Below are 10,196 nucleotides of genomic sequence, written 5' to 3'. Positions count from 1 at the left end.
CCCGGAGAGCAGCGAAGAGCTACCCCGAGAACCCATCGGCCATGGCGATGTCGTGCAACTCCTCCGACACGCGCCCCGCCAGGTTCCGGTCCTCCCACATCATCCGGACCACGGACTCGCTGTCCCCGTCCGGCAGTGACGGCACCCCGCCGACGAGTCCCTCGCGGACATGGCGGAACACCCGGCACTGTGCCTCACGGTGCACGAACGGCACCGGCTCCACGTCGCGGCCGGTGTGGTGCTGCACGTCCGGGATCAGCCCCCAGCAGCTGCGGTAGATGTCGTAGCCCTCGAGCTCCTCCCCGTTGTCGAGGGTCACCGTGTCGGCCACGTGGATCCGGTCGTAGTTCGGCGACTCCGTCCCGTCCACGCACGCGAGCTGCTCCTCGTCGAGGAAGCTCACCCACATCGTGGTCTGCGCCCCGGGCTGCCGGTACGGTGCGGCGGCGATGTAACCCCGGGGGCTGACGTGCGCGGTGAAGGCGGTGGTGGTGTCCGGCACGCACGCCCGGATGAAGGGCACCATCGGCGAGACGCCGTGCGACTCCAGCTTCGTGAGCATCACCCCCGGCGAGGCGTTCGACCCCACCGCCACCACGGGGGTGAGTCCCAGGTCGTCGGCGATGCCGACCATGCCGACCTCACCGGGGAAGTAGCCCTCGGCGGTCAGCGTCCCGGAGGCGGTGGGCCAGGGTCCGGGGTACAGCCACGGTGTGGCGGTCAGGTCGACGTCGAGGCAGGGCGCGTGCTCAGGTGCAGCAGTCATGACAACCTCCACCCTACGCCAACCCTGCTCTCCCGTCCCACCAGTCACAGGATACGATCTGGTACATGCGTACGACGACCCGCCGGGACCAGATCTTCGACGCCGTGGACCGGCTCATCGGCCGGGAGGGGATCACGGCGGTGAGCATGCGCACCGTGGCCGCCGAGGCCGGCGTGTCCCTGCGCCTGGTGCAGTACTACGGCACCGACAAGAACACCCTGGTCGCCGCCTCCCTGCAGCGTCTCTCCGACCGCAGCATCCGACGGTGGCGCGAGCGACGCCACCCGGACGACTCCCTGCGCGCGGTCATCGAGGGCTACTTCGCCGCCACCCTGCCCGTCGACGAGGAGACCTGCGCCTTCCACCGCATCAGCGTGTCGATGGAGCTCATGGCCGTCACCGGCACCGAGCCGGCGGCCTCGGCGTACCGCCGTCACCTCGCGGCCACGGGCACGGAGTTCACCGACGCCTGCCTGACCGCCATCCCGGAACTCGGGGAGAACACCGCCGGCAGCATCGTGGACACGGCGATGGCCCTCGGTCACGGCCTCGGCTCCCAGCTGATGGCCGGACGCGTCACCGAGGAGGCTGCGCGCGCCACCGTCGCCGCGATGGTCGCCGACCTGCCGGGCTAGAACAGATTCAGAACCGTTTCAGCAGGTCGTGGGCTTCCTGCGCCATGCGGGCGATGACCTCGCCCGCCGGTTCCTGCTGCCGGACCAGGCCCACGCCCTGCCCCGCGTGGAGCTTCAGGTCGTCGGCGTGGCGTCCGCCCGGGGCGCGGGCGGCGACGAGTTCGGCGTCGTCCACCGTCCGGTCGTCGGCGTAGCGGTCGACGAAGTCGTTGCGCACGGTGCGCGTGGGCCAGGTGGTGGTGTCCCAGCCGACCTGCTCGGCGCGGTCGTAGATGCCGGTCAGCACGGTGTTGCGCGCCGAGGCCGCCACGGCGGCCGCCTTGAGGTCCGTCGAACCCATCGACTCGGGGGACGCCAGCAGCGCCGTGCCGATCCAGGCGGCGTCCGCACCCGCGGCGAGCACGGCGGCCAGGCCTCGTCCGGTGCCGATCCCGCCGGCGACGGCGACGGGCACGCCCGGGGCGTGCGAGGCGGTGTGGTTGAGCACCTGCTGCATCAGCGGCATCGTTCCGATGCGCCCGGTGTGCCCGCCGGCGTCGGTGCCCTGCACGCAGAGCACGTCCACCTCGGACTGCAGGGCCTGGCGCACCTGCGGCATGTCGTTGACCGGCGCGACCACGCTGATCCCCGCGGCGTGCGCCCGCGCCACCCACGGCGACGGGTCGCCGAAGGCCAGGGAGATCACGGTGGGGTTGGCCTCCACCGCGGCGTCGAAGACCTCGTCGGTCAGCGCCCACACCATCAGGCCGATGCCGAAGTTGCCGCCTTCCCCGGCGATCTCGGCCTGCTCCAGGATCCACTCCGGCGACGTCGAGGCCCCCACCCCGATCATGCCGAGCCCGCCGGCCCGGCTCACGGCGGCGGCCAGCTCACCACCGGCACGTCCTGCCATGGGTGCGCCGATGACCGGCAGGTCGATGCCCCACAGTCGGGTCAGCAGCGTGTGCGGTAGCTGTGTCACGGTGGTCCTTCCTTACGTCGCGTTGTTCCCTCCAGGGTAGCCTGGCGGCCATGGACATGACACTGAAGAACGCCAAGGACGTCAACACCGCCGCCGTCACCACCCTCGGCCTGATCGGGGGCTGGGTCAGCGCGCGCGAAACCGGTGTCCGCCCGCTGGGCGGTGTGCTGCTCGCCGCGGCAGGCGTGTACGCCGGACGTACCTGGCTGGCCAAGGGCGGCCCCGCGCTGACCGCCGGGCTGAGCACCGCCTACGTCGCCGGCTTCGGTCTCTCGCACCCGCTGGCCAAGAAGATGGGGGCCTGGCCGGCCGTGCTCACCGTCACCGCCGGCGTCGCCGGTGCGTCCTACCTGCTGGCGGACAGCAAGTAGGCACCCACCGTGTTCTCGGCGAGGGCGCGTAGCTCGTCGAGGTGCGGTTCCACGTCGCCGGTGAAGGTCACCGGGTCGGCGGCCGTGGTCCAGCCGAAACCGGTGGCGATCTTCTCCAGCGCGTTCTCGGCACCGGTGGTGTCGTAGCCACCGCGGATCCAGTAGGAGAAGGGCTTCTCGCGGTCCTGGTTCTCCAGGAACGTGGAGTCGAGGTAGTGCTTCAGCGCGCCGGAGATGTAGCCGAAGTTGGCGCTGGTGCCCAGGATCACCGCGGCGGCGTCGTGGAGTTCGCCGGCGTCGGGTTCCAGCGCCTCGCGTTCGCGCACCTCCAGTTCCTCGTCGAGTTCGCCGGACGCCTCGCGCGCCGCCGCGCGTGCGGCGTCGAGCACGGTGTCGGCGATGGTGCGCAGCTTCCCGGTCGGACTGTGGTGCACGATCAGAAGGTAGGCCATGGACCCCATGATGCACGTATCCTCGGGGACATGACAGGCACGACAGACGACACCTTGAGCACCGTGGTCCTGCGGCACGTCTCCTTCGAGGACGCCGGCACGTGGGAGGAGCTGCTGCAGCCCCGCCACGTCGACGCCGGCGTGGACTTCCCGCCGGGCCCGCTGGAGGCCGACCTGCTGGTCGTCATGGGCGGGCCGGTCAACGCCGAGGACCCCGACTACCCGTACCTCGCCGACGAGATCGAGCTCATCCGCGCCCGTCACGCCGCCGGACGCCCCGTGCTGGGCGTCTGCCTCGGCGCGCAGCTGCTGGCGCTGGCGCTCGGCGGGCGGGTCGTCCCCGCCCCGGAGGGGGTTCCGATGCAGATCGGCTGGTCGCCGGTGACGCTCACCGACGCCGGGGCGTCCGGCCCGTTGCGCGCCCTGGAGGGACTCCCCGTCCTGCACTGGCACGGCGACCGCATCGAACTTCCCGTCGGGCGGGCGGCCGCGGCCGCCGGCGTGGAACGCCTCGCCCACGACGAGGACACCCCGGTGCAGGCCTTCCGCTCCAACCACGCCCTCGGCCTGCAGTTCCACCCGGAGGTCGACCCGGACACCTTCGAGCGGTGGCTCATCGGCCACCACGGCGACCTGCAGGAACAGGGTGTGGACGTCGACGTCCTGCGCAGGGCGACCGCGCAGGAGGGCCCGGGGCTGGTCGAGCCCTCTCGCCGGATGGTGCTGGGCTGGTTACGCACCGTGGGGCTGATCGACTGATTACAGTGGGGAACATGAACTCACCACTGATCCTCCCCTTCAACGGCCGGGTGCCGCGCATCCACGCCTCCGCCTACGTCGCGCCGACGGCGGTGATCATCGGCGACGTGGAGATCGGCGCGGACTCCTCGGTGTTCTACGGCGTGGTCATCCGCGGCGACGTCGGGTCGATCCGTATCGGCGAGCGCACGAACATCCAGGACAACTCCGTGCTGCACGTGGACACGGGGGTCTCCAACGTACTCGGCGACGACGTCACCGTGGGCCACCAGGCGCTGGTACACGGCGCCAGCGTGGGCGACGGCACCCTGATCGGCATGTCGTCCTCCCTGCTCAGCGGGTCCACGGTGGGTGCGGGAACGTTGATCGGCGCCGGGGCGACCGTCCTGGAGGGGCAGGACGTGCCGGACGGCGTCCTCGCCGCCGGGCTGCCGGCGAAGGTGCGCCGCGAGCTCACCGACGAGGAGCGCGCCGGCCTGGTCACCCACGCCGGGCACTACGTGGAGATCGCCCGTGGTCAGGCGTCACCGGGGCAGGCGGTCGACATCGACGAGGTGCGCTTCAGCTGAGCGAACTCAGCAGCTCCGGCAGCCCGACCGCCGCGGTGGTGCGCAGCGACCGGGTCGCCAGCGGTGTCAGGTCGGTGTCCGCCGGACTGATCTCGACGACGGGTACGCCCCGTGCCGCGGCGATGTGCGGCAGTCCGGCCGCGGGGTAGACCACCCCGCTGGTGCCGACGATGACCAGCAGGTCGCAGGTCTCCATGGACTCCTCGGCGGCGGCGAAGGCGTCCTGCGGCAGTGCCTCGCCGAACCAGACGACGCCGGGACGCACGAGGTCACCGCAGGTGGCGCAGTGCGGCGGGTGCAGGCGCGTGGTGGGCTCGGTGGAGGTTTCCTGAGGTGACGGCAGTTCCGGCTCGGGAGCCGGGGCACCGCAGCCGGCGCAACGGAAGTCGAAGAGGCTGCCGTGCAGGTGGGAGACGTCCCGGCTACCGGCGCGTTCGTGCAGGTCGTCGATGTTCTGGGTGGTGACGTGCACCTGCACGCCCGGGACGTCCTGCCAGGCGGCCACCACACGGTGACCGGCGTTCGGGGCGGCGGCGCGGGCCTTCGCCGCCCGCCACAGGTACCACGCCCACATGGCGTCCGCGTCACGCGACCAGGAGTCCACGCTGGCCATGGCCTGCGGGTCGACGTGGCTCCACAGTCCGGTGGTCGCGTCGCGGAAGGTGTCCAGTCCGGAGTCGGCGCTCATGCCGGCACCGGTGAAGACCTCGATGCGTCGGGCGTCACGGACGGTCTGTGCCAGGCTCATGCTCCAAGGGTAGGACGTGTTCTCCGGAGGCGTCCAGGGTCAGCGCCAGCGAGGAGATGTACTGCGTACGTCCGTCCGGGCCGGGCACCGCGGAGGCGAGCATGTCCGGGCGCTCACAGGACTCGCCGGTGACCGCGCAGGTCAGCCGGGCGTCCGAGGGGTTGCCGTCGGCGTCCTCCATGGGCAGGTCGATGCCGTCGGAGTCGCGGCGCAGGTACCAGCGACCCTTCGTGACGACGGCCATGAGCGGGGTGGTGACCACGGCGATGACCGCGGCGAACAACGGGGAGAACGGGGCGACGGTGTCGCCGAAGGCACCGAAGAACATGGCGATCGACACCCCGCCGGACAGCAGCACCGACACGATGCCCACCGGGTTGTAGTCGAAGAGCATGCCGCGGCGGAACTCCGGACGCTTCGGCGAGATCCCCAGCAGGTACTTGTTGACCACGATGTCGGCGGCCACGGTGAAGATCCAGGCGATGGCGAGGTTGGAGTAGAAGCTCAGTACGAAGCTCAGCACGCTGAACATGTTGAACTCCATCAACGCCAGGGAGATCGACACGTTGAGCACCACGAACCACACCCGGCCCGGGTAGCGCTTGGTGGTGCGCGAGTAGATGTTCGTCCAGGCCAGCGAGCCGCAGTAGGCGTTGGTGGTGTTGATCTTGATCTGGGAGATGACCACCAGCACCACCGCGAGGGTCACGGCGAGCCAGCCGGGCATCATCTGGCGGTACTCGGTCATGAACTGGTTGACCGGCTCCACGGCGATGTCGGAGCCCTGCCCCACCACCGAGATCATGTAGACGGCGAGGAAGACGCCGATGATCTGCTTCGTCGCACCGAGCACCACCCAGCCGGGCCCGCCGCAGATCACCGCGGCCCACCAGGAGCGGCGGTTGTCGTCCGTCTTCGGCGGCATGAACCGCAGGTAGTCGATGTTCTCGGCGATCTGCGCGGTCAGTGACAGGCAGACGGCGGCGGCGAGCATCATCGCCGCGAAGGACACCGGCGAGTCGTTCTCACCGGTGTACTCCAGGAAGGTGCCCACCGACGAGGGCTCCTGCACGATGAGCACCACCAGCGGCACGAACATCATCACCAGCCACAGCGGGTTGGTCCAGGAGTGCAGCTTGGACAGCAGCTTCATGCCGAAGATGACCAGCGGGATGATCATCAGCGAGCTGACCGCGTAGCCGGCCCACAGCGGGATGCCGAGGCCGACCTTGAGCCCCTGCGCCATGATCGCGCCCTCGGTGGCGAAGAGGATGAAGGTGAAGGACACGAAGATGAGGTTGGTGATGATCGAACCCTTGTAGCCGAAGCCGGAGCCGCGGGTGATCAGGTCGAGGTCCACGTTGTAGCGCGCGGCGTAGTAGGCCAGCGGGGCACTGGACACGAAGATCAGCACGGCGGCGATGAGGATGCCGCCGACGGCGTTGGTGGTGCCGTGCTCCACGCCGATGGCCGCGCCGATGGAGAAGTCCGCGAGGTAGGCGATGCCGCCGAGGGCACTGGCCGCGACGGCCGCCGGCGTCCACTTGCGGTAGTGCCGCGGGGCGAAGCGCAGCGAGAAGTCCTCGGTGCCGACGGGACTCGACGGGGTCTGTACCGACGGGGTGCCCGGTGAGCCCTGTGGGCCCTGCGCCTCCGCGGTGGTGGGTGTGGTCGCTGTCTGGGTCATGGGACAGGACGCTACGGTCGCCGTTTTTCCGGCACCCTCCCCGTGGCGTTTCGTCGAGGTTACGGTTGCGGCCGGGCGATCCACCGCCCCGCCGCGGCGCGGAACGCCGCGGTGTCGAGGGCGCCCGCGCCGGACGGGATGCCGCCCAGCCAGCGGGGACCGCCACGCAGGACGTCGAGCGTGGTGGACGTCGCGGCGTCCGGCGCGTCCGGTACAGAGCCGCCGATGACGCCGGCGCAGGCCACGCCCCGGTGGGCCAGGGCCTCGAGGGTGAGGTCGTGGTGGTTGAGGCTGCCCAGTCCGGTGGTGGTCACCACGACCACCGGGGCGCCGGTGCGCCGGGCGAGGTCGGCGACGGTGAATCCGCCGAGGTCGACGAGTACGCCGCCGGCGCCCTCGACGAGCACCAGACGGTCCGGGGCGTCCAGCGCCAGGATCCGGCGGGCCGTCTCCTGCAGACCGGGCAGGACGACGCCCGCGCGCCGTGCGGCGGCGACCGGTGCCAGGGGTTCGGGGCAGTAGGTGAAGCAGTGGGTGTCGGTGATGCCGGTGAGGGCGGTGACCGTACGCAGGTCGCCGTTGCCGGGCGCCTCGCCGGTCTGCACGGGTTTGACCACGGTGACGTGACGTCCTGTGCCCTGCCCGTTCACCGCCAGGGCCGCAGTGGCGACGGTCTTTCCCACGTCCGTGCCGGTGCCGGTGACGAGCAGGATCATGCGTCCACCGCCGCGACCATCGCGTCGGTGATGCGCACGATCTCCTCGTCGGTGCAGGTGAACGGCGGCATGGTGTAGAGCAGCCGGCCGAAGGGGCGCAGCCACACGCCGCGCTCCACCAGGGCCGCGGTGACCGCCGGGGAGTCCAGCGGGTCAACGGTCTCGACCACGCCGATCGCGCCGAGGACCCGCACGTCCGCCACGCCGGGGCGCCCGCGCAGGGGTTCCAGCCCCTCGCGCAGCAGCTGTTCGGTGCGGGCCACACGCGGACGCCAGTAGCCGGACTCCACCAGGTCCAGTGCGGCCAGGGACACCGCGCAGGCCAGCGGGTTGCCCATGAACGTGGGCCCGTGCATCAGGGCCCCTCCGCCGTCCGGCGAGTCCACGGCCGCGGCGACACGGTCGGTGGTCACCGTGGCGGCGAAACTCATGAACCCGCCGGTCAGGGCCTTCCCCAGACAGAGGATGTCGGGCGTGACCCCGGCGGCGGCGCCGACGAGCACGTCGCCGGTGCGTCCGAAGCCGGTGGCGATCTCGTCGAGGATGAGCAGTGCGCCGGTCCCGTCGCACACCTCACGTAGCCCGGTGACCAGGGCGTGGTCGTGGAAGCGCATGCCGCCGGCGCCCTGCACCACCGGTTCCACGATCACGGCGGCCACGTCGTTGTGTTCCACCGCCGCGCGCAGGTCGGCGAGGTAGCGCTCCAGCACCTCCGGGGTGCTGCCGCGCGGTGGCGGGGAGGGCACGAAGACCTGCGGGGTGAGCACCCCGGTCCACAGCGAGTGCATGCCGCCGTCGGGGTCGCACACCCCCATCGGCCCCTGCGTGTCCCCGTGGTAGCCGCCGCGCCAGGTCAGGAAGCGGGTGCGCTCCGGGTGGCCCACACCCCGCTGGTACTGCAGCGCGGCCTTCAACGCGACCTCCACCGACACCGAGCCGGAGTCGGAGAAGAACACCGAGGTCAGCGGATCGCCGGTGAGGTCTGGGCTGTTGATCAGGCAGAGGAGGCGTTCGGCCAGTTCCGCGGCCGGGCGGTGGGTGAGCCCGCCGAACATCACGTGGCTCATCCGGTCGACCTGTCCGTGGGCGGCCTCGCGCAGCGCCGGGTGACCGTGGCCGTGGCACGCCGCCCACCAGGAACTCATGCCGTCGATGACCTCACGGTCCCCGGCGGCCAGCCGCAGGCGTGTGCCGGACGCGGACTCGACCACGAGGTTCCCGGTCGCGCCGTGGCGTGGGGCGTAGGGGTGCCACACGTGCCGCCGGTCGGCGTCGGCCACCCGGTTGGCGTTCCACACGTCCGGGGAGTGCTCTAGGATAGTCATCACACCAGGCTATACACCGTTCAATGAAGGGACAACCGTGAGCGCACCGCACCTGCCCACCGCCACCCGCCTGCAGGTCTGGCGAGACGCCGGGCTCGGCCGCCACACCACCGACATCGCCACCGGACAGCACCCCGTGATCGAGACAGACGGCGGCGCGCGGCTGCTCTTCTCCTCCAGCAACTACCTCGGCCTGTCCCACCACCCCGCCGTGGTGGAGGCCGCGGTCGAGGCCACGTTCACCTACGGCACCGGGTCGGGCGGGTCCCGGCTCACCACCGGGTCCACACCCGTGCACCGCGCACTCGAGGAGGAGCTCGCCGACTGGCTCGGCTACCCGGACTGCGTGCTGCTGAACACGGGGTTCGCCGCGAACCTCGCCGCGCTCACGGTGCTGGCGGACGCTTCGGTGACGGTGTTCTCCGACGCCCACAACCACGCCAGCATCATCGACGGCTGCCGTGCCGCGCGCACCAACGGCGCCCGGCTGCGGGTCTACCCGCACCGCGACACCGACGCCCTGGCCCGGCTGCTGGAGCGGCGCACCACCGAACACGGACTCGTCGTCACCGACGGGGTGTTCTCGATGGGCGGCACCCTGGCACCCGTGGCCGAGATCGTCTCCCTGGCCCACGACAACGGGTGCGCGGTCATGGTCGACGACGCCCACGGCATCGGCACCGTCGGCGACGGACGCGGCTGCGCCGCACCGGGGGCGCAGGACGCTCAGGACGCTCCGGACGTGCTTGTCGGCACGCTGAGCAAGGCGCTCGGCGCGGAGGGCGGCTTCATCTGCGCCGACCGCGACACCTGCGACCTGCTGCGTAACCAGGCCCGCCCGTTCATCTACTCGACGTCCTCCCCCGTCCCGACGGTCGCCGCCGCGCTGGCGGCGGTGCGCCTGGTGCGTGCCGACGAGTCGCTCGTGCGGCGGCTGCAGGACAACGTCCGACGCCTCACCGACGGACTCGGCCTCGTCGGGCACCCGGGGACGCCGATCGTGCCCGTGCCGGTCGGCGACGAACGGGCGGCCATGGCCGTTGCGGCGGAGCTGCGGCAGGCGGGTTTCCACGTGCCGGCGATCCGCTACCCCACCGTCCCGCGTGGCGAGGCGATCCTGCGGGTCACCGTGATGGCCACGCACACCGGTGCCCAGATCGACGCACTGCTGGAGGCGCTGGCGGGCGTGTTCAGTCCTCCAGGTCGG

12 protein-coding genes are annotated in these 10,196 nt (G+C 71.3%); 5 read left to right on the top strand and 7 right to left on the bottom strand.

Going from position 1 to position 10,196, the window contains the following annotated elements; all coding sequences use genetic code 11:
* Positions 1 to 19 precede the first annotated feature (19 nt).
* Positions 20 to 766, bottom strand: a complete 747-nt coding sequence (locus ACT3TD_RS14235; protein WP_441579955.1) for a hypothetical protein — start codon at positions 764 to 766, stop codon at positions 20 to 22.
* A 65-nt stretch (positions 767 to 831) separates the two neighbouring features.
* Here ACT3TD_RS14235 and ACT3TD_RS14230 point away from each other — a divergent pair, with 65 nt between their 5' ends.
* Entirely contained in the window at positions 832 to 1,401 is a 570-nt protein-coding gene (locus ACT3TD_RS14230) for a TetR/AcrR family transcriptional regulator (protein WP_444638059.1), read from the top strand.
* Between the two features lie 7 nt (positions 1,402 to 1,408).
* On the opposite strand, the gene ACT3TD_RS14225 is transcribed toward ACT3TD_RS14230, so the two are convergent.
* A complete protein-coding gene (locus ACT3TD_RS14225; protein WP_441579953.1) occupies positions 1,409 to 2,362 on the bottom strand; it encodes an NAD(P)H-dependent flavin oxidoreductase in 954 nt (317 codons plus the stop codon).
* 50 nt (positions 2,363 to 2,412) lie between these two features.
* On the opposite strand from ACT3TD_RS14225, the gene ACT3TD_RS14220 reads away from it, so the two are divergent.
* Entirely contained in the window at positions 2,413 to 2,733 is a 321-nt protein-coding gene (locus tag ACT3TD_RS14220) for a hypothetical protein (protein WP_444615191.1), read from the top strand.
* Here ACT3TD_RS14220 and ACT3TD_RS14215 read toward each other — a convergent pair.
* Positions 2,709 to 3,185 carry a flavodoxin family protein gene (locus tag ACT3TD_RS14215; RefSeq protein WP_444615192.1) on the bottom strand — a complete coding sequence of 159 codons (477 nt, stop codon included), beginning with the start codon at positions 3,183 to 3,185 and terminating at the stop codon, positions 2,709 to 2,711. The two genes, ACT3TD_RS14220 and ACT3TD_RS14215, sit on opposite strands and share 25 nt — an antisense overlap.
* 30 nt (positions 3,186 to 3,215) lie before the next feature.
* Between ACT3TD_RS14215 and ACT3TD_RS14210 the strand changes: the two genes are divergently transcribed.
* Together ACT3TD_RS14210 and ACT3TD_RS14205 are read left to right on the top strand one after the other, a co-directional pair.
* Positions 3,216 to 3,944, top strand: a complete 729-nt coding sequence (locus tag ACT3TD_RS14210) for a glutamine amidotransferase-related protein (protein ID WP_441579848.1) — start codon at positions 3,216 to 3,218, stop codon at positions 3,942 to 3,944.
* A 14-nt stretch (positions 3,945 to 3,958) separates the two neighbouring features.
* Positions 3,959 to 4,513 carry a gamma carbonic anhydrase family protein gene (locus ACT3TD_RS14205; protein ID WP_444615193.1) on the top strand — a complete coding sequence of 185 codons (555 nt, stop codon included), beginning with the start codon at positions 3,959 to 3,961 and terminating at the stop codon, positions 4,511 to 4,513.
* Here ACT3TD_RS14205 and ACT3TD_RS14200 read toward each other — a convergent pair.
* The 4 genes from ACT3TD_RS14200 to ACT3TD_RS14185 are packed head-to-tail and all read right to left on the bottom strand — an operon-like array spanning position 4,506 to position 8,989.
* Entirely contained in the window at positions 4,506 to 5,261 is a 756-nt protein-coding gene (locus tag ACT3TD_RS14200) for an NAD-dependent deacylase (RefSeq protein ID WP_444615195.1), read from the bottom strand. The two genes, ACT3TD_RS14205 and ACT3TD_RS14200, sit on opposite strands and share 8 nt — an antisense overlap.
* Complete coding sequence (locus ACT3TD_RS14195) at positions 5,236 to 6,948, bottom strand: purine-cytosine permease family protein (protein ID WP_441579845.1); 1,713 nt, start codon at positions 6,946 to 6,948, stop codon at positions 5,236 to 5,238. Before ACT3TD_RS14195 ends, ACT3TD_RS14200 begins: the two co-directional genes overlap by 26 nt.
* A gap of 59 nt (positions 6,949 to 7,007) precedes the next feature.
* Complete coding sequence (gene bioD, locus ACT3TD_RS14190) at positions 7,008 to 7,664, bottom strand: dethiobiotin synthase (protein WP_441582396.1); 657 nt, start codon at positions 7,662 to 7,664, stop codon at positions 7,008 to 7,010.
* A complete protein-coding gene (locus ACT3TD_RS14185) occupies positions 7,661 to 8,989 on the bottom strand; it encodes an adenosylmethionine--8-amino-7-oxononanoate transaminase (protein ID WP_441579843.1) in 1,329 nt (442 codons plus the stop codon). Before ACT3TD_RS14185 ends, bioD begins: the two co-directional genes overlap by 4 nt.
* Before the next feature lie 37 nt (positions 8,990 to 9,026).
* On the opposite strand from ACT3TD_RS14185, the gene ACT3TD_RS14180 reads away from it, so the two are divergent.
* A partial coding sequence (locus ACT3TD_RS14180; RefSeq protein WP_444615196.1) for an aminotransferase class I/II-fold pyridoxal phosphate-dependent enzyme occupies positions 9,027 to 10,196 on the top strand: 1,170 nt, incomplete at its 3' end.

This window comes from Corynebacterium sp. AOP36-E1-14, assembly GCF_052377495.1.
In the GTDB taxonomy this organism is placed as follows: Bacteria; Actinomycetota; Actinomycetes; order Mycobacteriales; family Mycobacteriaceae; genus Corynebacterium.
This window is presented reverse-complemented; position numbering and strand designations above follow the sequence as displayed.